Annotated in this window: 18 protein-coding genes and 1 other annotated feature; of the genes, 4 read left to right on the top strand and 14 right to left on the bottom strand. The window is 36.5% G+C overall.

Annotated features, from left to right (window positions below; all coding sequences use genetic code 11):
• Positions 1-254: 254 nt before the first annotated feature.
• The 7 genes from AC6R0T_RS02325 to AC6R0T_RS02295 all read right to left on the bottom strand — a co-directional run bounded on the left by AC6R0T_RS02325 (position 255) and on the right by AC6R0T_RS02295 (position 8,192).
• Positions 255-2,066: an FtsX-like permease family protein gene (locus AC6R0T_RS02325; protein WP_303753797.1), complete on the bottom strand. Its 1,812-nt coding sequence runs from the start codon at positions 2,064-2,066 to the stop codon at positions 255-257.
• Complete coding sequence (locus AC6R0T_RS02320) at positions 2,056-2,805, bottom strand: ABC transporter ATP-binding protein (protein ID WP_282461647.1); 750 nt, start codon at positions 2,803-2,805, stop codon at positions 2,056-2,058. The genes AC6R0T_RS02325 and AC6R0T_RS02320 overlap by 11 nt, the downstream gene beginning before the upstream one ends.
• A gap of 293 nt (positions 2,806-3,098) precedes the next feature.
• Positions 3,099-3,257 carry a hypothetical protein gene (locus tag AC6R0T_RS02315; protein ID WP_303753796.1) on the bottom strand — a complete coding sequence of 53 codons (159 nt, stop codon included), beginning with the start codon at positions 3,255-3,257 and terminating at the stop codon, positions 3,099-3,101.
• Positions 3,258-3,537: 280 nt separating this feature from the next.
• Positions 3,538-5,964, bottom strand: a complete 2,427-nt coding sequence (locus tag AC6R0T_RS02310) for a DNA translocase FtsK (RefSeq protein WP_303753795.1) — start codon at positions 5,962-5,964, stop codon at positions 3,538-3,540.
• Positions 5,965-6,055: 91 nt separating this feature from the next.
• Complete coding sequence (locus tag AC6R0T_RS02305; RefSeq protein ID WP_303753794.1) at positions 6,056-6,871, bottom strand: amino acid ABC transporter substrate-binding protein; 816 nt, start codon at positions 6,869-6,871, stop codon at positions 6,056-6,058.
• A gap of 25 nt (positions 6,872-6,896) precedes the next feature.
• The gene (locus AC6R0T_RS02300) at positions 6,897-7,529 is read right to left on the bottom strand and encodes an amino acid ABC transporter ATP-binding protein (RefSeq protein WP_206902263.1); all 633 of its coding nucleotides are present in this window, start codon (positions 7,527-7,529) and stop codon (positions 6,897-6,899) included.
• Positions 7,530-7,544: 15 nt separating this feature from the next.
• Complete coding sequence (locus AC6R0T_RS02295) at positions 7,545-8,192, bottom strand: amino acid ABC transporter permease (RefSeq protein WP_206902262.1); 648 nt, start codon at positions 8,190-8,192, stop codon at positions 7,545-7,547.
• 440 nt (positions 8,193-8,632) lie between these two features.
• Positions 8,633-8,866: a binding site (T-box leader), on the bottom strand.
• A gap of 71 nt (positions 8,867-8,937) precedes the next feature.
• Between AC6R0T_RS02295 and AC6R0T_RS02290 the strand changes: the two genes are divergently transcribed.
• Together AC6R0T_RS02290 and AC6R0T_RS02285 are read left to right on the top strand one after the other, a co-directional pair.
• Positions 8,938-9,420 carry a prolyl-tRNA synthetase associated domain-containing protein gene (locus tag AC6R0T_RS02290; protein WP_303753792.1) on the top strand — a complete coding sequence of 161 codons (483 nt, stop codon included), beginning with the start codon at positions 8,938-8,940 and terminating at the stop codon, positions 9,418-9,420.
• Between the two features lie 26 nt (positions 9,421-9,446).
• On the top strand, positions 9,447-9,617 hold the full coding sequence (locus AC6R0T_RS02285; protein ID WP_206902260.1) for a hypothetical protein: 171 nt from the start codon (positions 9,447-9,449) through the stop codon (positions 9,615-9,617).
• A 790-nt stretch (positions 9,618-10,407) separates the two neighbouring features.
• Here AC6R0T_RS02285 and AC6R0T_RS02280 read toward each other — a convergent pair.
• Together AC6R0T_RS02280 and AC6R0T_RS02275 are read right to left on the bottom strand one after the other, a co-directional pair.
• Complete coding sequence (locus tag AC6R0T_RS02280) at positions 10,408-11,046, bottom strand: DUF421 domain-containing protein (protein WP_206902259.1); 639 nt, start codon at positions 11,044-11,046, stop codon at positions 10,408-10,410.
• An 11-nt stretch (positions 11,047-11,057) separates the two neighbouring features.
• On the bottom strand, positions 11,058-11,507 hold the full coding sequence (locus tag AC6R0T_RS02275) for a DUF3290 domain-containing protein (RefSeq protein ID WP_206902258.1): 450 nt from the start codon (positions 11,505-11,507) through the stop codon (positions 11,058-11,060).
• A gap of 276 nt (positions 11,508-11,783) precedes the next feature.
• On the opposite strand from AC6R0T_RS02275, the gene AC6R0T_RS02270 reads away from it, so the two are divergent.
• Entirely contained in the window at positions 11,784-13,775 is a 1,992-nt protein-coding gene (locus AC6R0T_RS02270) for a KUP/HAK/KT family potassium transporter (RefSeq protein WP_303753791.1), read from the top strand.
• A gap of 52 nt (positions 13,776-13,827) precedes the next feature.
• Here the strand turns inward: AC6R0T_RS02270 and AC6R0T_RS02265 are convergent, their stop codons facing one another.
• Positions 13,828-15,609, bottom strand: coding sequence for an ABC transporter ATP-binding protein (locus tag AC6R0T_RS02265; RefSeq protein WP_206902256.1), 1,782 nt, complete (start codon positions 15,607-15,609; stop codon positions 13,828-13,830).
• On the bottom strand, positions 15,599-17,347 hold the full coding sequence (locus tag AC6R0T_RS02260) for an ABC transporter ATP-binding protein (RefSeq protein WP_282461652.1): 1,749 nt from the start codon (positions 17,345-17,347) through the stop codon (positions 15,599-15,601). The genes AC6R0T_RS02265 and AC6R0T_RS02260 overlap by 11 nt, the downstream gene beginning before the upstream one ends.
• 223 nt (positions 17,348-17,570) lie before the next feature.
• Here AC6R0T_RS02260 and AC6R0T_RS02255 point away from each other — a divergent pair, with 223 nt between their 5' ends.
• Entirely contained in the window at positions 17,571-18,404 is an 834-nt protein-coding gene (locus tag AC6R0T_RS02255) for a helix-turn-helix domain-containing protein (protein ID WP_206902254.1), read from the top strand.
• Between the two features lie 44 nt (positions 18,405-18,448).
• On the opposite strand, the gene AC6R0T_RS02250 is transcribed toward AC6R0T_RS02255, so the two are convergent.
• The 3 genes from AC6R0T_RS02250 to AC6R0T_RS02240 are packed head-to-tail and all read right to left on the bottom strand — an operon-like array spanning position 18,449 to position 22,290.
• The gene (locus AC6R0T_RS02250; RefSeq protein WP_303753790.1) at positions 18,449-19,318 is read right to left on the bottom strand and encodes a GRP family sugar transporter; all 870 of its coding nucleotides are present in this window, start codon (positions 19,316-19,318) and stop codon (positions 18,449-18,451) included.
• 55 nt (positions 19,319-19,373) lie between these two features.
• Positions 19,374-20,936, bottom strand: a complete 1,563-nt coding sequence (locus tag AC6R0T_RS02245) for an alpha-glucoside-specific PTS transporter subunit IIBC (RefSeq protein ID WP_173102229.1) — start codon at positions 20,934-20,936, stop codon at positions 19,374-19,376.
• A 19-nt stretch (positions 20,937-20,955) separates the two neighbouring features.
• Positions 20,956-22,290 carry a family 4 glycosyl hydrolase gene (locus AC6R0T_RS02240; protein ID WP_500559746.1) on the bottom strand — a complete coding sequence of 445 codons (1,335 nt, stop codon included), beginning with the start codon at positions 22,288-22,290 and terminating at the stop codon, positions 20,956-20,958.
• Between the last annotated feature and the right edge of the window lie 18 nt (positions 22,291-22,308).

The following is a 22,308-nucleotide window of genomic DNA, read 5'->3' as shown; positions in this document are numbered from 1 at the left end:
CCATACTATAACAGATTTATTGTCCTTATTTCAATAAGGGCAGGATTTTTTTAAAGAATAAGAAAAATTTAAAATTCAAGTGTGGCTAAAAAGTATGCTAACTTTTTAACGAAGTATCTAAAAAATTGCGACATATTGGTATTTTTATCATAAAAAATAACCACTTAATCTGACTTGTTCCCTATTTTACTTTCTCAAAAGCAAGAAGGGGGAACTGCAAATAAATAGTGGTTATTTTCTCAGGTGCGGCTAAATTACGCCGTTACAGCTTGATAGACTTTGCGGAAGTAAAAGATGCGCGCAACCAAGTAATAAATAATTTGGATGACTACAAAAACGCCAAGAACTTCCCAACCAGCTAGCTGCATCCCCATTTTAAACATATGATACATGGCAGTTAGTGCCACTGCGCCATGAATAACCGACACAATAATTGGGGTAAAGAATAAAATACCGATTTGTTGATAAATCATCTTTTTCAGCTCTTTTTTGGCCAAGCCCATTTTATAAATCATCTTGAATTTTTCAATATCGACATCCATATCACTATATAAACGGAAATATAAGAAACTACCGGCAGATACGAAGAAGACAATCCCAATGAAAATTCCGACAAATAAAACAGGTGCATAACTTTGGATAACCATATCTTTCATAAATTCGACTGAAACGATATCAGTATTTTTTTCCACCGCTTTACCGACTTTAATCTGATCTTCTACACTTGCATTCGGGGTAAACCAATAAACATAGTGATTTGGTTGATAATCTTTCATTGCAACTTGATCACTAACGACATAAGTTGGTATAAATGTACTCAAAATGGAAGTATCTTCTTCTTTTGTGACTTCTAAATTACTACCTGCTACTGTCACATTTTTTGTTGTTGCTGCATTTTCCATCCCACTTGTGTCTTTTAATTGAATCGCAGTCCCCTCTTTTAGCGCTAAGGCTTCCGTTTTAGTAGCCTTGGCTAATTTATTGTATTCACTTTGGCTAATAACTTGAATCCCTTCACCAGTATAAACACTCACGGGTACTTCATCAGCTTTAATATCATATTTTTCAAGCGCGCTATTTACAGCCTGCACAGAAGTTTCTTTGGCATCAAGTGCTTGAAAGGCATATGACGTAGCATCCATATTACCTACCAACAATTGACGGAAACCATATAAAGAACCAATTGCTGAAAAAGCTACGGTAGAAATAATCGCAACTAAAAAGAAGGAGCGCGCATTATCTTTCATCCGAAAAGCAAGATCTGAAAAGACGACCATATTGGTTTTCTTCCAAAAGACTTTTTCGTTTTTCCGTAATTTTTCAATAATCCAAACACTTAATTGATCAAACAAAAATTTCGTACCCACAATAACTACAAAAACAACTGGTAGAAAAACGATAATGACCGCAGTTTCTGGCGCTAATAGGGCAGTAGCGTAACCTGCTGCAATCAAAACTACAGCAAAAATACTTTTCCAACGAGAAACTTTAAAGGAGCCCTTACCTAATTCACCGGCTTTTAATAACGTTTGCACGTTTAGTTTAGGTAATCTAAATTGAATGACAAAGGAAATGACAAAAAACAGTGCCATAAAGGCCACAACAGTTAACGCTAATGCTTTAACCGGAAAATAAAAGCCTAAATCAATTCGCATTAAAAATTTTGATAGCCATAAAATAAGCTGTGAAAATAAAACACCTACTAGACTACCACTAATTGTCGCAAAAAAACCAATGACAATATTTTCAATAAAAACCATCTTTCGTAACTGTTTAGGGCTCATCCCTTGAATCATTAATAGTCCGAATTCTTTTTTTCGGGATTGTAAAAAAACATCCATGGAATAAAGAACAAAGAAAAAAGCAAAACCGTAAATAATGATTGCGGCTCCTAGCATCCCCACTTGGGCTTTTGAATTTAAGGCATCCCCAACAAGTTTGGGATGAAAAGCAAAAACGCTAAAGGTGAAAAAAACCATCACCGCAAATAAAGTACTTAAAAAATAAGCAAGGTATAGGTGTTTGTTGCGCATCGTATTACGCACAACGAATTGTCTAAAATTCATTGTCAACCCCCTCAATTGCGGCTAATTCCTCCATGATTTGGTTATAAAAAGCTTGCTGACCATTTTGGCGTCTGATTTCATGAACCAATTCTCCGTCTTTAATAAATACGATTCGTTCACAGTAGCTGGCTGCCAATGGGTCATGGGTTACCATTAAAATTGTAGCTTTTTCTGCTTCATTTAATTGTTGCAATAAACCCATCACGTCTTTTGATGACTTGGTATCTAAATTTCCGGTTGGTTCATCGGCTAAAACCAATTCTGGTTGATGAATCATCGCTCTTGCAACTGCCACACGTTGCGCTTGTCCGCCGGAGATTTCAGCAATCCGCTTTTTCAATAAATCCCCGATACCTAAGCGACTTGCGACTTCTTTAACCTGACGCTTCATGACCGCTACTTTTTCACCATCCAAGGTTAGTGGTAAAACGATATTTTCTTCCACTGTTAATGTTGGTAATAAATTAAAGCTTTGAAAAACAAAACCCAGTTGATTGCGACGAAAAGCAGCAATCTCTTCTTGATTTAACGCATGAGGGTCTTTGCCATTTAGCAAAATCTTGCCACTAGTTGGTTCATCAATTGTGGCCAATAAATTTAGAAATGTTGATTTCCCACTTCCTGAAGGTCCCATAATACCGATGAATTCACCATCGTCGACTGTTAAGTCAATTCCTTTTAGTGCTTCATATTTCATGGTGTCCCCATAAACTTTACGTAAATTTTCAACTTGTAACATCTTCGCACTTCCTTAGTCATTCGTATTTGATAAAAATAATTTGTCTGATTTACCTGTTACAATCAGACCTCCTGTTTACTCTTTTAGTTTACGAAACTTTCAGCTAACACAAAATAGATAGGGCTAACAAGGGCCTAACACTTTTGTTAGGTGTCTTCATGTAATAAATAAATTTGATTGGTACAAAAAAACCTGAATAACTAACTTTTCTTATTCCACGATAAGCTTCGTAAGAAAAGTTAATTTTCAGGTTTTATTTTTGAACTTTTTGAACGCTTAGAAATTTTTTGACTTTATTTTCCCTGTTCTTTTTGCTTTTGTTCTTTTTGCTTTTGTTCTTTTTGTTCCAGTTCACCGTATGCGTTACGAGCAAAGGTATTCCCGCTTGCGGCTCCACTATTACGTGATAGACGGGCGATTTTACGCAATAAATTTAGCAAGAGTTCTTTCATACTTCACCTACTTTTGGCAAATAGCAAAGCTAACAGAATCCTTCACCCCTATGCTATCCTTCCAATTTATACTTTCTTTATTGTTAAGAAAAGCTACTAAAACGCCCTTAATCCTTACGTGATCCGGGTAAAATATTACGAAATTGGGATTACTGTTGGAATTTAAAAAAATTTCGCCTTATTGTAAGCATTAGCGTTTACACAACTTGATCTGAATATGTTTACCACAAAGCATATCCAAAAGAGAACAATATATTTTTAGCGTTGAAAATGAAACTATTTATTCAAAATCTTGCGGAAGTTCTTCTGGTTCACTTGGTTCAATTAAAACTTTACGGGGTTTACTACCTTCTGAAGGCCCCACAACACCATGCATTTCTAATTCATCGACTAGGCGTGCTGCTCGGTTGTAGCCAATACGAAAACGACGTTGCAGTAAAGAAACACTGGCAGTTTGCATTTCAACGACTAAATCTTTTGCCTGTTCATACAACTCATCTTCTGGTTGTGCATTGGCGCCACTGTTTGTTTCGTCTTCTTCGGTTACCATCATTTTCTCTTCATAGTCAGCACCTTGTTGTTCTGTGATGAATTCCACGACACGTTCCACTTCATGATCGGAAATAAATGCGCCTTGAACACGAATCGGTTTATTTTCGCCCATTGGTAAAAAGAGCATATCGCCACGACCAAGTAGTTTTTCTGCGCCATTGCTATCTAAAATGGTACGAGAATCTGTACCGCTAGAAACAGCAAAGGCCATACGTGAAGGAACGTTTGCTTTAATAATCCCGGTAATAACATCGACACTTGGCCGTTGTGTAGCCAAAATCATATGAATACCCGCTGCTCGTGCCATTTGCGCTAGGCGAATAATCGCATCTTCCACTTCGTTTGAAGCAACCATCATTAAATCCGCCAATTCATCGACAATAACAACAATAAATGGCAAAATCGGATTGTTTTCCCCATGACTTAAATTACGGGCTAAAATCATTTCATTGTAGCCGGTAATATTTCTAACACCAGCTGCGGCAAATTTCTCGTAACGTTCTTCCATCTCTTTAACAACTTTTTGCAATGCTTGCGCGGCTTTTCTAGGATTTGTTACAACCGGAGTTAAGAGGTGAGGAATACCATTATAGACATTTAATTCCACCATCTTTGGATCAATCATCATTAATTTGACTTCGTGAGGTTTTGCTCGCATCAAAATGCTGGTGATAATCCCATTGATGGCTACTGATTTCCCGCTACCAGTGGAACCAGCAATTAACAAATGCGGCATTTTAGTTAAATCAGCCGTTTGTACCCGCCCGGAAATATCGCGGCCAAGTGGTACTTCTAATAATTTATCAGGATGATCTGGCTGTGCCTCAATAACTTCTCTAAAGGAAACTGTACTGATACTGCTATTGGGAACTTCAATCCCAATTAAAGACTTTCCGGGAATTGGCGCTTCCATCCGCACATCTTTTGCCGCTAGTGCCAATGCAATATCATCGGTCAAGCTAACAATTTTGCTAACTTTAACACCAACTGCCGGTTGCACTTCAAATTTTGTTACTGCTGGTCCTAAACTAGCCTTCACAACTTTGGCATCGACGCCAAAACTTTGGAAGGTTTTTTCTAAGACTCCAATATTGTGTTCAATTTTTTGATACTCATCACTTTGATCAGTTGGTGGTAGTGAATCTAATAATGCAACATCTGGCAATTGATAATCACGATCTTCTGCTTCTGCGGGAATTTCAAAGTCTAAATCTTCACCGTCATCTGGCATTTCTGCCGTAGTTTCTGAAAGATCTGGTGTATTTTGCATTTTAGAATCCATTTTGGGTTTTGCTGCCACTTTTTCTTGGAAGTGATCAATCGGCACAAAACTCAATTGTTCAGCTTCGACTGCCGCGTCAACTTTTTCTGTCGCTGCCAATTTTTCTCCAGCAGTCATGGGACGCACTTGATTTTTTTCATTGCGGGCCAACTCTTCTTTAGCCGCTGCTTTTTCTTCTGCAATTTTTTCGGCCTTTCTCGCCGCTTTTTCTTCTTGTCGCGCTTTTTTCGCCGCTTGTCGCGCAGCTTTTTTCGCAGGATCACCAGCTAAAAATTCTTGTAAATTATCCCCTATATTTTGCAAGTGTTCTACTAATTCGCCGCCACTCATCATGCTGACTAAAAACAACCCTACTATTGCAAGTAAGAAGGCCAAAAAATAGCTCCCCACTTGGGAAACAAGAAAGTAACTTCCCTGATACAAAATTGCCCCCAACATACCGCCGCCGACATTTTGACTAACTTGATTAGAGCGAATGTCTCCTAATAATGTTCCCCAAGTCGTAGTGATAATATTGGGTGTGCCACTAATCACATTGCGGAATAATAGAGCATGCAAAAATAATAACAATGCCGCATAAATCAGCAAGCCACCAAAAAAGCGACGAAAACTTTCAAACTTTGCTGCTGTCGTTTTAACCATTAGCCACAAGCCATACAAAGCTAAAGCCACAGCCAAGATAGGATACGTATTTCCACCGATAATCCGCAAGCAATTTGCAATTAAGGTGCCTAAAAAGCCTAGCTTAAATAAACCCAATCCGGCAAATATAATAAATGCGGCGCCGATTGCCGCCAACATCATTTTTTCTTGTTGCTGTTGTTGTTTTTTAGTCACGCGTTTCTTTTTCTTCTGGCGTTTTGGTTGTGCCATTTTCAATCCCTCATTTCATCTTCTCCATTATACAAAAAAAAACAGGCGAACAAAAGTTTTGTTCAGCCTGTTAAAAGTTATCTTTTCGCAATTATTTTGGGGCGACATCTTCACCAAACCATTTTTCAGAAATCTTTTTAAATTCACCGTTGTCTTTTAATGTTTTAAGTGCTGTATTAATTTTTTCTACTAAAGCCTGATCATTTTTTCTTACGCCAATTGCGTAGTCTTCATTTTCAAAAGGACCTTTGATGATATTGTAATCATCCATTTGCTTTTTCTGCGTTAAATAATAATCAGCGTAGACTTTATCGATTAATAAACCATCGATTCGCCCATTTTCTAAATCAATAAAGGCTTCGTTAAAGCTAGCGTATAAGACCGCATCATTATCGGCCACAATATCTTTTAATACTTCTGGTTGCTTTGTAAACAAGTCATACCCAGAAGAACCTTCTTGCGCGCCTAAAATTTTTCCCTTCATATCCTTAAAAGCAGTTAATTTACTTTTCTTTGGTGTTACTAACACTTGGTCATTTTCCATATACGTATCTGAAAAAAGAACTTTTTTCTCCCGTTCTGCCGTTTTGGAGTAGCCATTCCAAATGACATCAATGGTCCCGTTATCTAGTTCTGTCTCTTTCATAGACCAATCAATGGATTGAAATTGGACCTTTTGTCCTGTTTCTTTAAATACTGCTTTGGCTAAATCAATATCAAAACCAACTAAATTTCCCTTCTTGTCTTTAAACCCCATCGGCACAAAAGTATCGTCTAAACCCATAACAACTTCTTTTGGTACTTCGTTTGCTTTCGTTTTAGGATTTTCCTCTTTGCTTGCACAAGCCGCCAGTAAACCCAGACTTGCCACTACTGTTAATAATGCGCCCCATTTTTTTAATTTCATTTTCCAAACCTCCATTTTTTCCCATTTATTTTGGTGATACTTTTAACGTTTGATCGGCAATATGTTCGGCAAAGGCCCAATCATGGGTAACCACAATTTGAGTGACGCCTTCTTTTTTTAAAGATAAAATTAGTTTTTCCACTTGTTCTCTTAAGGCTGGATCTAGAGCACTCGTTGGTTCATCATAAGCTAGAACTTGCGGGTCCATTGCCATCGCCCGAGCAATCGCCACCCTTTGTTTTTGACCACCAGACAATTGGTAAGGATAACTTTGTAATAAATCTTCTAAGCCTAGTTGAGCTGCTAATTTTTCGGCTTTTTTAGTATAGACAGCTTGTGTTTCTTTTAAGACTAACTTTGGCGCCAAAGTTATATTTTCAAAAACGCTCAGGTGAGGAAATAATTGAAAGTCTTGAAACACCACACCAACAACTTGTTCTTGTTCATTTAAGGCAGTGGGATTAAAGGCTTTACCGTCTAATAAAAACGTCCCGCTATCTGCTTTTTCCAAACCTGCCAACATCCGTAGTAGCGTTGTTTTCCCGCCACCAGAAGGACCCACAATAGCTAAAATCTCGCCGTCTGGAATATTTAAATCCAAATTTTCAAAAATATTTTTTTTACCAAAAGCCTTGTTAATTTTTCTTAATTCCAACATTTCTACTTCACCTGCCTAACGGTAATAATTTAATTTATTTTCTAAAAGTTTCATAATTAACGTAAATAAACCAGTCATTACTAAGTATATCAAACCAACACCAACTAACGGTAGTAATGTTGTATCCCGTTCCATCGCAATTTTGCCGATACGCATCATATCTGAAAGGCCTAAAATGTAAACCAATGAAGTATCTTTTACTAAATTAACAACTTCATTTCCCACGGAGGGAAGAGTAATTTTTACAACTTGCGGAATAATAATTTTTTTGATCGTCTGCATTTTACTTAGGCGTAATACTTGGGACGCTTCATATTGTCCTTGGGGGATGGATTGAATCCCGCCACGAAAAATTTCAGCAAAATAGGCAGCATAATTAATCACAAAAGCCAATAGTGCTGCATCAAAGCGATCTAAAACCAAAGCTGGTAGCAATAAAGGCAACCCATAAAAGATAAAAATTAACTGTAGTAGTAAAGGTGTCCCCCGCATTACCCAAACATAGACTTGCACCAATAGTTTGAAAGGTTGCAGGTGACTCGCTAGAACAAAAGCTAAAATAATCCCTAGCGGAATCGAGCCCAATAGCGTTAAACCAAATAATTTTAATGTGATGCCTGCACCAGACAACAATTGTGGTAAAACAGAAATTAAATAATTCATTTGTTTCTCTCCTTTATTTTTCTAATTCAAAAAAGTGGAAGACACTGGGTCAGACGCAACTTTTTAACCTGACAAGTTAAAAAGCAAGTGTATGAATCCCTCACGGTCTATCTTTTGATAAACGAAAAATTTTCGTGTGAAAATTTTTACTTCCAGATAAAAAAAGCCCTCTGACTTTTACATCAGAGGGCGTAACAACGCGGTGCCACCTCTTATTTTTTACTTTTTCACAAAAGTAAACTTAAGCAGTCAAATCAAAATAGCAAAGCTTAAAAACTTCCTTGTACTAAAAAACAAATGGGAAATTTAAGAAAAATTATACCCAACCGTAAATTCCGCCTTCGTTTTTTAGCACTAGTTTGTGAAGTTTGACTATGGTAACAAGGGAATTTATGAGAAATTCGTAATCCGACTATAAAAAAAGTCCTTTAGCGCATGCGCTAAAGGACGTAAATTACGTGGTTCCACCTTTTTTCACTCTTGCATTACAACGAGAGCCTCCATAAGTCATCTATCAATGACTGCTGCTGTAACGGGCATACCCGGATTTTCTTACTTTTATTTCAGAAAAACAACTCCAAGATGTGGTTCACAAATTGCCATCGTCTCTTTTCACCAACCAGAGACTCTCTTTGGATAAACAAACTTGCTACTCTTCTTATCGATGTCGTATTATTAGGTTGTCTTTAACTTTAAAAGGTCAAATGCATTTTGTCAACTATTTTCTTTGAAGGGAGTTTTTTTCATGACTGCAACACAACAAGAAGCGTACCGCCTGTTAGCTGATTTAAATATTTCTTATCAACGAGTGGACCACGAGCCCATTACTTCTGTTAAAAACGTGCCCTTCTCATTACCTGGACCGCAAGTAAAAAATTTAGTTTTAAAGCCTCGCAAAGGCGAACATCGTTTTTTAGTCATTTTACCTGATGAAAAGCAAGCAGATTTGACACATTTAGCCGAAATTTTAGCGGAAAAGCGTCTTTCTTTTGTTTCTGAAAAAAATTTGTTAGAATTACTCGATGTGCCTGCAGGTTCAGTCACACCTTTAGCTTTACCAAATGATCATGATCACAAAATCACAGTGGTCATAGACAAAGCCATTGATCAAAATGATACCGTTGGTTTTCACCCAAATATCAATTCAACGACGTTAATCATGCAATTTGCTGACTTTGCCAAACTATTAGATCATCTTGGCTACAAGCCGCTTTATTTAGCAATTTAATAAAATTACGAGGTGTATTTGCTCTTATGTTATTCTTATTTATCTTCACCCTAATTGCCGGTGGTGCCGGCTATTTATTTTATTTATTAACAAAAGATTCAATTCGCGAAGTTTATGAACAATTAGATGACAAAAACAAAAAAGTTCGCAAAATAAAAGCAGTCTGTTTAGGGGTTTTTCACTTAATTGCGTTTTAATCGATAAAAAAAGCGGCAGGAAATTGTCCAGGGTTGAGCTATAAGACCAAGATTTACGAAAACGGCTTTTTCTTTTTAGCAAATTTCGACTTTGATCGCAGGATTTATTCGTGAAACTAGGCAGTTCAAAAAAATGGGCAGCGCTAAAACATTCAAAGCAATGTTTTTTTGCCAAAAATTTATACTCCTTCCATAGATGGAAAAAACGTCTTTTAGCATGTATCAATCGTAAAGGGTTAACTTTTCGATTGATTAGCTAAAGGACGCTTTTTTTATGTAATTTTAAAGCTTGAAAAAATATGTACTATACCAGTAAATCCAATCCCAAATATTTCAAAACACCTAACAACACACCTGCCAATATAATAACAGATAAAATCATAAATAATATCAACCCAACTAAAAACCGACCTCGACTTCGCATTGACAGCCCTCCTTAAAATGTTCTACTTGTATATTTATACTAGCATGTACGAAGCCAATTCTTGAAAAAATGTGAGATATTTTAGTGCTTTAACCCACTTTTTTTATATCCTTCCCACCTAAAAAAAGATTTATTAAAAAACACAGCTAAAAACTTATAAATAACGATGTTATGTATTAAAAATTCATTTTTCCTCGATAAATCACGCGACAAAAAATGTTGTTTCAAAGTCTTTTACACGCAGTAAAACAACTTTGAAACAACATTTTCTTTTTTATTTTCTCATTTTTTTATCAGATGATTACTCAGAATAAGAACATACTGTATCGTTATACTATCTTTTGCATTTGATTAGCATCGGTCTTTTTATTGTGCATCATAGGCAGTTAATATAACGTTACCATTTAAATATTCACCTAAATAGATTTCGCCAATCCGCTCATGGCCTTGTTTTTTTACCTCAGCTTCTAGCCAATCGCTGTCTTTTTCAATGATTTCTAATAAATCAAAGTTAGCTTGCCCATCTACTATAATAGGATAGCGGATCATTTCTGCACCATATTCAATCACATTTAACTGGCCATTTTGTTCCATCACAGCCAGCTTCACTTTCTCCACTTCAAAAATACCATTAGAACGCAGCTTAAACATCAAATCATTTGCAGAAATACCAATACGTAGGCAATCTTGCACATTAACAGCCCCATTGCGAATTAACGTGACCGGTGCGCCGTCTATAACGCGTTTGACCCAACGATTGTGTTCTTTTGCAAATTTCAAAACCAAAACTAGCAGCGTCCAAATAATTAAGACCAATACAAACTGCAAGACAGTAATGGCTTCATTATAAATCACACCGCCAATAATGCCCCCTAAAACGAAATTTTGTACTTGATCCATGGGTGAAGTCGGAGCCAAATTGCCTTTACCCATAATCGTAATTTGTAAGATTAAACAAATTAGTCCTAAAGCAAACTTAGCCAAAATTGGTAAATAGTAACTCATTTTATTTCCCCCTATTTTTGTTTCACAATTTGGTCTTTTGATGTCAACAAAGCAACCGAATCCAATTTAAAATTCGTACCATCTTGACTTAATGTTACCCGGTAACAATCATCACCAATCAACACGAGCATTTGATCAGACAAAGTCGTGCTGTTTACATATACTTCTTCGGGTGTGACAACTTCATCTTGTGCCACTCTTTTAACAAAATGCACCATCTGAGATGATTGAGAATGATTGGTTTGATCTTGTTTGTAATCAGAATATTGCACCCCTAATAAAAAAAGCAGCAACAACAGCATAATAATCGTTAAATCTCGATATTTGGTATCTAACCGGTGCCGTAAATAAGCGCTAAATACAAAAATCAAAAAAAGCAAGGCGGCAAAAATCAGCCCATATTTGATATAGTCGTTTACGCCAGCATTATTTTGCAAATAGCTTATGCCGTAAAAAGTCATTTTAACTCCTCATTTCTTCATATACTTATCCTTATTTTAGCATGAAGACGAATTATTCTTGATATATTTGATTTTTTTACAGCTATTGTTTGACATTGCCCTAAAAAGTCTTGATAATGTAGCTTAATTAGGGGAGTAGCACATAGATGAGCTATGGTTTTAGATCAACAACTCGCGTAAATCGCTGGTCTAAAACATAATTGCCAGACCTAAGTTAAACCAAAAATTCGCTAATAAAAAAATTTTGGTTAATTTAAGCAAACTTAGGAGGAAAAAATGAGTCAGCAAAAAATGTCAAAAGTAACAGCAGCTGGTCTGCTAGTCGCCATGGGGGTTGTTTACGGAGATATCGGGACAAGCCCTCTTTACGTTATGAAGGCGATTGTAGAAGAAAACGGTGGCCTAAAAAGTTTAAATCCCGATTTTATTTTGGGCGCAGTTTCTTTAATTTTTTGGGCGTTAACTTTTTTAACGACCATCAAATATGTAGTGATTGCTTTAAATGCCGATAACCACGGTGAAGGTGGGATTTTTTCTTTATATACCTTGGTCCGTAAAAAAAGTAAATATCTCATTATTCCAGCCATGATTGGCGGTGCAGCTTTACTAGCCGATGGCGTCTTAACGCCTGCTGTAACCGTGACAACAGCCATCGAAGGGCTTCGCGGCATTCCTGCTTTTTATGAACACTTTGGGATGAATCAAAATATCATTGTCATTATCACCTTAATTATTTTATTGATTTTATTTACGGTGCAACGTTTTGGGACAGATGTTGTCGGTAAAGCATTTGGACCGGTAATGTTTTTATGGTTCACTTTTTTAGGTGGGATGGGACTTTTCCATTTTGGCCAAGATCTATCGGTTATTCGCGCTCTAAACCCGCTGTATGCCATTAAACTTTTGTTTAGTCCAGATAATAAGTTAGGAATTTTAATTTTAGGAAATATTTTTCTAGCGACTACCGGGGCAGAGGCTCTCTACTCGGATATGGGACATGTAGGGAAGAAAAATATTCGGGTCAGCTGGCCTTATGTCAAAATTTGTTTATTGCTAAACTATCTTGGGCAAGCAGCTTGGCTTTTAAGTGTTTACCAAGATCCTAAAACACAAGCAATTGAACAGTTAAATCCATTTTTCCAAATTTTACCGGCAAGCTGGATGATCTTCGGTGTCGTCTTTGCTACGATCGCTGCTGTCATTGCTTCACAGGCTTTACTTTCAGGTTCTTTTACCCTTGTTTCAGAAGCGATTAAGTTGCGCTTGTTACCGCGCATGAAAATTATGTACCCTGGTTCTTCAATTGGGCAAATGTATATTCCCGCGGTAAACTTTATTTTATGGCTAGCTTGTTCTTTAATTGTTTTAACATTTAGAACCTCTTCTCATATGGAGGCTGCTTACGGACTATCGATTACCGTTACGATGTTAATGACCACCTTGCTTCTTTATTTTTATTTGGCCCAAAAACGTCACAATCGTTTATTGGCAGCTTGTGTGAGTCTTTTCTTTGCCGCAATTGAAACTATCTTTTTCATTTCCAGTGCCGCCAAATTTTTACATGGAGGTTTTGTCGCAGTCATTATGGCCCTTTTCATTTTAGCTGTCATGATTATTTGGGAGTGGGGCAATATTATCCAAGAAAAAGCCAGCGATACTGTACATCTAAAAGAATATGTACCACAATTAACTGCATTGCGTAGCGACGAAAGTGTCCCGATGTATCAAACAAACGTCGTCTTTATGGTGCCCCACGTTACAAATGATGAGATCGGCAAACAATTTGTTTACTCTATTTTGGATAAACGACCAAAACGGGCGCAAACGTATTGGTTTGTCAACGTCATCGTAACAGACGAGCCTTATACTAAAGAGTTTTCAATTGATACATTAGATACTGACTTTATTGTAGTTGTTCGCCTGTATTTGGGCTTTCGCGTCAACCAAGAGGTCAATGTTTATGTCCGTCAAATTATTCACGATTTAATGAAAGACGGCCGTTTACCAGAACAACCTCAACGTTATTCCTTAACACCTGGCCGCATTGTTGGTGATTTTCAATTTGTATTAATTGAAGAAGAATTGTCCAACAATACAGAATTGGATAGATGGGAACGCCAAATTATGCAGGCAAAACTCTTTATTAAACGCCATACCATGTCTCCTGAAAATTGGTTTGGACTAGAGTATAGCGATGTCTTATACGAAACAGTCCCACTAATCATCGGCAAGATGAAAAAAACGCGTCTTATCGAACGATCAAAATAAAGAAAAAGAGCTAGGATTTTTATCCTGGCTCTTTTTCTTAGAATAAACGTTGTTAAATTGCCTGTAATAAATCGTACTGGGATTGATACAAGTGATAATACAAACCCCGTTGTTTCATTAACTCTTCGTGATTGCCACTTTCAGCAATGACGCCCCCAGCTACATAAAAAATACGGTCTGCATTTTTTATCGTTGATAAACGGTGTGCAATAATAAAGGACGTTCTTCCTTTTAGCAACTGTTGCAATCCTTCTTGCAATAGTTCTTCTGTTTTGGTGTCAATACTTGAAGTAGCTTCATCTAAAATTAAGATTTTAGGATCCGCCAATAATGCTCTGGCAAAGGAAATTAATTGCCGCTGTCCTGCCGATAGCGTACTTCCTCTTTCTTCTACCACTGTTTCATAACCATCTTTTAAATCCTTAATAAAATCATGGGCTCGAACAACTTTAGCAGCGGCGATAATCTCGTCTTTACTAGCATCGAGTTTACCATAGCGAATATTTTCAATAATAGTTCCAGAGAAAATAAACGTATCTTGCAGCATAACCCCCATTTGACTCCGTAATGACTGTAATGTCACCGCGCGTACATCAATGTCGTCAACTTTAACACTGCCGGAATTTACATCGTAAAAGCGACTAAGTAAATTAATTACAGTGGTTTTACCCGCTCCAGTAGGCCCAACTAATGCAATACTTTGGCCGGCTTCCACATGGAAATCAACACCATTTAAAATATTTTTGCCCTCTTCATAACGGAAAATTACATCTTCAAAATCAACATTTCCTTTAATTGGCGGTAAAACTTTGGCATCTGGTGCATCTTGAATATCGGGAATTTCATCTAACGTTTCAAAAATCCGTTCCAAATAAGCACTCGCCGTAATTAAAGAATTATAAAAGTTTCCAATATTAATAACAGGATTCCAAAAATTATTGATATAGCTTAAAAAAGCAATCAAAGTCCCCGTCGTGACATTAACCCCTAAAGAAGAGATACCAACATAATAAATAATACAGGTTGTCAAAACGGCAATATTTTGCACACCGGGCCATAAAAGAAATTGAATTTTGACAGCCTTCATCCAAGAAGTCCGATATTCCCCACTAACTTCATCAAAAACGCGGGCGTTTTCTTTTTCCCTGGCAAAAGATTGCGTAATCCGAATCCCTGCAATACTTTCATGAATATAAGCATTCAGATTAGATTGCTTGTTACTCAATACTTGATAGGCTTTTCGCTGCTTATTTTGAATTATCAATACCATGACAAAAAGGACTGGCAATAAGATCAAGCTGTATAACGTTAAACGGACGTCGATAAAAAACATAAAAGCTAAAGTAATGACGACACTGAAAATATCTGAAATTAAATTAATTAAACCATTACTTAATAAATCGCTCAGGGTATTAATGTAATTTACAACCCGAATCAAAATTTTGCCATGGGGACGATTATCAAAATAAGAAAAAGGCAATCGTTGTAAATGTTCAAAAATATCAAAACGCATATCTTTTAACATATCTTGCCCAATTTCTGTGATGTGCATGATGCGATAGTGCATACACCACCCAATCACCACTAAAGACAAAAGAAAAATCCCGCCTAAAAACAACAAACGATTACTGTCTTGTTGCGGAATAACCGTATCAATAGCAATTTTGGTTAAATAAGGACCTAACATCCCCAGGCCATTGGCCAAAATGATGGTAGCCAACACGACAAAAATCGCTTTTTTATAAGGTGCGACATAGCTTAATAGCCGTTTTAAATCGCCCCAGCGAAACTCTTGGGCTAACTCTTCATCTTCATCAAAACGATTACGCGCCATCTTCTTGCCCCCCTGTCAAACCAAGCTGCTTACGATACACTTCATAATATTTTCCACGCTTTGTAACTAATTCTTCGTGGGTTCCTTGTTCTACGACATGACCTTTTTCCATTAAAAGAATCAAGTCCGCATCTTTGACAGAAGAAATGCGATGGGCGATGACAAACGTCGTTTTTTCTGTCGTCAGTTTTGCCAATTCGTGCTGAATTTTCGATTCTGTCTCCATATCCACAGCTGACGTTGTATCATCTAAAATTAAGATAGAAGGATTTTTTGCCAAAGCGCGAGCCAAGGAAATCCGCTGTTTTTGCCCACCAGACAAGCCCACGCCTCGTTCTCCGACGACAGTCTCATACCCTTGTGGCATCCGCGCAATAAAGGAATCGGCATCTGCAACTGTCGCCATTTGGCGGATAAAGTTTTCATCAGCATAAGGATTACCAAAAGCAATATTATCAGAAATAGTATTTGAAAATAAAAACACATCCTGCATTACCATGGAGATATTTTCTCGCAATTGTCGCACGGGATATTCTTTTGCATCTTTGCCATCAATCAAAACGCGTCCTTTTGTCGGGTCATAAAAGCGACCAACTAAATTTACTAACGTCGTTTTACCAGAACCGGTTTCGCCTAAAATACCGACTGTTTTACCTGGTCCGGTTTTAAAACTGATATTGGATAAAACATTATGTTCCGGATCATCTGAAAAATGAAAACTAACATTTTCAAAGACAACTTCTCCTTTAATCGGATTAAGTGTCTCCTCTTCTTCTACTGGAATACTTGATTTTTGCCCTAGTAATTGACGAATCTTAATACATGCGGCGTTAAAGCGCTGGACATCATTGATCAACCAACCACTCATCCGCAAAGGATTATTTAACATCCACAAATAACCATTAAAAGCTACTAATTGCCCTAACGTCATGTTACCGCCAATAACCAAAATTCCCCCGAAAACCAGTGTGATGACTGCTAATGTACCAGCAAAGCCATCCAACCATGGTAAAAAGCGGGCCGAGACTTTAGCCGATTCCATATTGCGTTGTTTAAAGTCTTCGTTGTATTGCTTAAATTTATCTAACTCAAAATCTTCTCTAGCAAAAGCCTTTACCACTCGGTTACCACCGATATTTTCTTCTACCATAGAATTTAATCGTGAAAAACTCTCCCGTATTTCAAAAAACTTAGGATGCGCCTCTTTGGCCATTTTATTAGTTAAAACAAAAATAATCGGCGTAACGATCAACAACGCCAAAGTCAGCTGCCAACTAATAAAAGCCATCACGATGACTGCTGCCAAAAACCATAAGACACACTCTACGATATTGTAAGTTACCCATGCGACGAAATGCCGAATTGCATCCACATCCCCTGTCATGCGCGCCATGATATCGCCCACCCGCGTATGATTAAAAAAATCAAAATCTAAGCTTTGCAATTTGTGATACATATCCTCTCGCAAGGCATAAATTGCGTTTTGACTCATTCTTTCACACAAAATTTGATACAGGTAACGGACAATTGTCCGAAAAACAGTTGTACCAATCATCAGTGCAATCAAAGGTAGTAACCACGTTTTTTTCCCTTGATTAATGACATCATCGACAATTAACCCTCCAACATAAGGATTCACCACAATTAAAACAGCATTGATTATAATAAATAAGCAAATAAGGCCAAAATGATTACGCGATTTTTTTACATACTGCCAAATCCATTGCATATTAGACATCCACTCACCTCCAACTTCTTGTCTATAAACATCTTAGAGCAATCAATTGGAAAAGAAATGGGATATCTTCTTTAAAATGATGTAAAATATTAACAAAGACGATTTTCAAAATTTATTATTCCATTATTTTTTTAATCAATTTTTTTTAAAACGATTGCAACAATTGTATTTTATTTTATTACTTAGACTATTTTTAGTTAAATACAAAATATAGGAGCCTATCATGCATTTAATTAACGCCCAGACTTTTAATCCCGAAATATTATATCTCTTTGATGCCTGTTGTGATGAAGACTGGGTCGGTGAATTTCACGCCCACGATTTTTTAGAAATTTCTTTAGTGCTAGAAGGCGAATCCGAGTATTTTTTTGAAGACTTACCTCAAACAACTATTCGAGCAGGACAAGTTTTATTGTTTAACCCGGGCTACCACCATATGGAGCGCCATGTAAAACAAACGTCTCATCAATTGCATATCGGTATTAAGAATTTTACTTTACAAGGTTTGCCGAGAAATACATTTCCCCATAAAAGTCCCATTTTAAATTTGGGTCGTCACCAGCAAAATGTGTTGCAAATCGCTTGGCGCCTCTTAGAAGAACTGTATCAAGACGCACCAGAAACCCTTGTTTTGCGCAAAATTCTTGTTAGTGAAATGCTGGTGCATATTTTACGCGGCTTAGATGATACCAACGAGCGGCAACCGACTTTTCTTTCCAGTCGCCAACAACGGCAGCAAAAAATTGTTAACGATACTATTTACTTTTTGGAAAATCATTTTAAAGAAGAAATAACATTAGAACAGCTGGCACAAGCGCAGTTTGTCAGCCCAGCCTACTTATCGCGCCTTTTTAAAGAAATAGTCGGTGAAAGTCCCATCAATTACTTAATCAAATTGCGTTTAAAAGAAGCAAAGCATTTATTAAAGACGACACCTTTAACGATCAAACAAATTGCTCAAGCAACAGGTTATCAAGATGCTTACCATTTCAGTAAATCTTTTAAAAAACAATTTGGGATTGCCCCTTCTGGTTTAAGCGAAAAAAAGACATCATAGTTTTATAACTTTAGTGAGTAAAATTATCTCTCAGCTCGATAAATTTATTTGGAGATTGAAAAAAAGAGAATTCCAAAAAGAAAAAATATCATTCCAAATACTATCTTTTTATTATCGCTTCGTTCTCCATTCGTATATGCAATAATACTATTTAGAATTACAGAAATGAATACCGCTAATTGAGATAATAAAAATGCAAATGATATCGAAACACTTTCGCTTAAACGAAAGAGGCTAAAATTAGCAATTGACCAAGCCACTCCTGTCAAAATGTTTTTAGAAACTAACTTTTTATTGTACTTAACCTTGCGTAGATTACTAATGACCAGCGTTGTAACAAACATCCCAATAGCTTGAGGTAAAATTAGACTTTCATTTTTTATTTGGAAAAGTTTCGGGAAAATGATATATAAACACAAAGAAAATGATGAAATCAGAATTATTATCATTACTTTCAAAGGAGCTATTTTTGAATTTTCCGTTTTATTTGGACCTTCTCTTGTTGCTGGAAATAATTTTATTCCTATTAAAATAGATACAATTCCAACAATACTAACTATAAAACTTATTAATGAGTGCCACTCGTTAAGTAATATTCCACCACTCAGTGTTACAAAAATTATCTGTGTACCATTTGATAATGGCATTACTTGAGAGACAGACTCTCCTTTTAGAGCAATAAATTGCAGTAACTGACCAATTGACCAAAAAGCCCCCGACAAGAAGCCTACTATAAATATCAATGAATTAAAGTTAATATTTGTATTAGAACAGCTGCTAAACATAAATGAGAATACCAAAGCTGCTAAAGTTGTTCCTAATAATTGATCTTCTGGTTTACCACCTATTTTTTTTGCTAAAATTGGCATTATTCCCCATCCCAATGCGGGAAGAAACATCATAAAAATTTGCATAATCCTGATTCCTTCCTAAAAACAGCTCACTTCTTTTCAGAAGTGAGCTGTTTTGTTAACTTTTTGACTTCATATAGGCTTCAAAAGCTTCTCTAACTTGTGGCACTGATAATCCAACAATAACCTGAAAAGCATTTTTGTTGCGAACAACTCCATGGGCTCCAAATTGTTTAAACGCATTGTCATCTTTTACTTTTCGTTCATCTACTACCGAAATTCGCAATCTTGTCGCACAATTAGCAACTGAGTCAATATTCTCTGCTCCTCCAAAAGCGTTTAAAAAACCAATTGCCTGATCAGAATATAACGTAGACTCTCCACCTAACTGTTTTTCTTTGAAATCTTTTTTTGTAAATAATTCTACTTCATCACTGGTTCTACCCGGTGTTTTAAAGTCAAATCGTAAAATCAAAGTTCTAAAAACAAAGAAATATATAATGATAAATACTAAGCCGATACCGACTTGAAGTAAGTATGTCTGCCAATGGTTAGCCCACATGGGAATCCAATTTTTTGTTATCAATTCAATTAATCCACCGCCCATATCACCAACTACACCAAAGGCATACTCTGTTGTTGCCAAAATCGCAGCAAGTAATGCATGAATAAAAAATAGAGCGGGTGCTACGAATAGAAATGTATAATCAAATGGTTCTGTAATACCACATAAGACCGCAGTCAATACACCTGGAACGATTAAAGCTAATACCTTTTTCTTATTTTCTTTCTTAGCAGTTACATAAAAGGCTAATGCAATACCTGGAATCCCGAAAAGATTAGATAGGCCTTGCAAACTAAAACCACCTTCAGGAAATAACGACTTCAAGCTTTGTGTTGATGAAGCAAATTCTTTCATATGCTCCATCCAATACAAAGTTGTTCCCCCCTCCACAACAGCCGGACCATATTGAAAAGGCGCGTAGATAAAGTGATGTAATCCAGTTGGTAATAAAGCTTTCTCCAAGAAAATATAAGTAAATACACCAAAATTTCCTGACCTTACCATAAATCCTTGTAAAGACTGCACACCATGTTGGAACATAGGCCAAATCCAAGCAAATAAAAATCCCACAGCTAACATTACCCAAAAACCAATCATAGCAACAAGTGCTGATCCTTGAAAAATACCCAAAAATTCAGGTAATTTAGTATCAAAAAATTTATTGTGAAGATAAATTGCAATAGCAGCAATTACAATCGCACCTAATACACCTGTATCGAGCGTTTTGACACCACCTATCATCTTCAATCCATTTCCTGCTTCTTGAGAAAAATCTACACCAAAGTTTGAACCAAATAGTTCCAAAATTTTTGAGACAAAGACATTAAAACTCATATACAAAACAAATGATTCTAACGCAGCTCTTGACTTAGCTTTATTTGCTAACCCTAACGGCAACCCTATCGCAAACAGAATTTCCATGTTATTAAAAACTGTCCAGCCACCTGATTCAATTATTTGCCAAATTTTATTCCACATAGTCCCATCAGATGCTATTGTTCCAACAATATCTGGATTATTAACAACAGAAGCAATTGCAACAACTATCCCTGAATAAACAAAGAATAATACTGGTGTAAACATTGCGCCCCCAAAACGCTGAACTTTTGCCATCATAGTAGAAATCCTCCTATTTTCAATTTAACTCCGGCCAAAAATCTCCATTTGCTTCAATTAATTCATCTAAGACAACTTTTGCAACTTTTGCAGATGGTACAGTTTGATTCAAAGTAAAAGCTTGTAAAGCTTTTTGATAAGAGTTTTCAAAATACGCATCAACTAATAGTTTTTCAGCTGCATTTTGTGCCTCCATTAAACCTTTATGAAAGTCATTAATCTCAAATCTTAAAGAGATTGGTTCAGCACCCGTTCTACCAACATAAGCAGGAATTTCCACCATTGCATCACTACGCAAATTGGGAATAGCCCCCATATTGGGAACAATAAGCATAAATCGATCATGCTTATCATTCAATATTGATACAGCCATATCAACAATATATTGGCCATGTTCACCAAAATTAAAATCTAAAATATCTCCATCTACTTTTTCTCTAATTTTTCTTGACATTTCTTTGGTACGCTTTTCTCGACCTTCCATAACCATATTTGCACGGGTATATTGGGGATTGGATTTTTCTACAACTTCATTTGAATATAGATAATACTCTAAGTAATTATTTGGTAGAAAGTCCGGAAAATTTTTTGTCATAACACACAGCATATCCCACGCTTCTTGCCACGTCTTATCACCTGAATTAAAATCAGCAACTTGTAATCCATCTGCATTCAATTTTTCAATAATTTCTGGCATAACGTCACGATCTAAAGATTTATCATAAATTGATGTATACCATCCAAAATGGTTTAATCCATAATATGTCGGAATCCAATTTTTACGGTCATAACCATAATTAATTGCAACTGTTTCCTCAATCGAAATTGTCATATCACACGCATTCAACATTTTTACATGTGGAAATGCTCTACGAACTGCTTCTGAAACTAATGTTTCCGGATTTGTATAGTTCAATAACCAAGCATCTGGAGCATATTGATCCACATAGGACACAATTTCCAACAATCCTTTAATCGAGCGTAATCCATAGGAAAAACCACCGAGTCCACACGTTTCCTGCCCAACCAAACCATGGCTAAGTGGAATTTTTTCGTCGATTTCTCTCATTTCCATACCGCCTACACGTATTTGAGAAAAAATAAAGTCAGATTTTAGAAAAGCTAACTTAGGATCTGTGGTCTGAGATAAGGTGACTTCTTTTTCAAGGCCTTCTTTTTTTAACATGTAGTCAATGATCTGATACATATCATCATTACGCATTTCATCAATATCGTATAATGTAATCGATGTAAAATTAAATTTATCTCTACTATTAATCATTGCTTGAACAATTCCAGGTGTGTACGTACTCCCACCACCTGCGATTACAACTTTCAAATTATTCATTTTCATAACTATCACTCGACTTTC

This window comes from Enterococcus sp. S86.2, assembly GCF_059834485.2.
The sequence above is the reverse complement of the archived record's forward strand: the minus strand, read 5'-3'. Positions and strand labels throughout refer to the sequence as shown.

Excerpts from the sequence above, each read along its gene's own strand:
- AC6R0T_RS02260 (WP_282461652.1), bottom strand. The coding sequence starts at position 17,347 with ATGTCTAATATGCAATGGATTTGGCAGTATGTAAAAAAATCGCGTAAT.
- AC6R0T_RS02305 (WP_303753794.1), bottom strand. The coding sequence starts at position 6,871 with ATGAAATTAAAAAAATGGGGCGCATTATTAACAGTAGTGGCAAGTCTG.
- AC6R0T_RS02320 (WP_282461647.1), bottom strand. The coding sequence starts at position 2,805 with ATGTTACAAGTTGAAAATTTACGTAAAGTTTATGGGGACACCATGAAA.
- AC6R0T_RS02255 (WP_206902254.1), top strand. The coding sequence starts at position 17,571 with ATGCATTTAATTAACGCCCAGACTTTTAATCCCGAAATATTATATCTC.
- AC6R0T_RS02245 (WP_173102229.1), bottom strand. The coding sequence starts at position 20,936 with ATGATGGCAAAAGTTCAGCGTTTTGGGGGCGCAATGTTTACACCAGTA.
- AC6R0T_RS02310 (WP_303753795.1), bottom strand. The coding sequence starts at position 5,964 with ATGGCACAACCAAAACGCCAGAAGAAAAAGAAACGCGTGACTAAAAAA.
- AC6R0T_RS02240 (WP_500559746.1), bottom strand. The coding sequence starts at position 22,290 with ATGAAAATGAATAATTTGAAAGTTGTAATCGCAGGTGGTGGGAGTACG.
- AC6R0T_RS02295 (WP_206902262.1), bottom strand. The coding sequence starts at position 8,192 with ATGAATTATTTAATTTCTGTTTTACCACAATTGTTGTCTGGTGCAGGC.
- AC6R0T_RS02325 (WP_303753797.1), bottom strand. The coding sequence starts at position 2,066 with ATGAATTTTAGACAATTCGTTGTGCGTAATACGATGCGCAACAAACAC.
- AC6R0T_RS02270 (WP_303753791.1), top strand. The coding sequence starts at position 11,784 with ATGAGTCAGCAAAAAATGTCAAAAGTAACAGCAGCTGGTCTGCTAGTC.
- AC6R0T_RS02265 (WP_206902256.1), bottom strand. The coding sequence starts at position 15,609 with ATGGCGCGTAATCGTTTTGATGAAGATGAAGAGTTAGCCCAAGAGTTT.
- AC6R0T_RS02300 (WP_206902263.1), bottom strand. The coding sequence starts at position 7,529 with ATGTTGGAATTAAGAAAAATTAACAAGGCTTTTGGTAAAAAAAATATT.
- AC6R0T_RS02275 (WP_206902258.1), bottom strand. The coding sequence starts at position 11,507 with ATGACTTTTTACGGCATAAGCTATTTGCAAAATAATGCTGGCGTAAAC.
- AC6R0T_RS02285 (WP_206902260.1), top strand. The coding sequence starts at position 9,447 with ATGTTATTCTTATTTATCTTCACCCTAATTGCCGGTGGTGCCGGCTAT.
- AC6R0T_RS02250 (WP_303753790.1), bottom strand. The coding sequence starts at position 19,318 with ATGCAAATTTTTATGATGTTTCTTCCCGCATTGGGATGGGGAATAATG.
- AC6R0T_RS02280 (WP_206902259.1), bottom strand. The coding sequence starts at position 11,046 with ATGAGTTACTATTTACCAATTTTGGCTAAGTTTGCTTTAGGACTAATT.
- AC6R0T_RS02315 (WP_303753796.1), bottom strand. The coding sequence starts at position 3,257 with ATGAAAGAACTCTTGCTAAATTTATTGCGTAAAATCGCCCGTCTATCA.
- AC6R0T_RS02290 (WP_303753792.1), top strand. The coding sequence starts at position 8,938 with ATGACTGCAACACAACAAGAAGCGTACCGCCTGTTAGCTGATTTAAAT.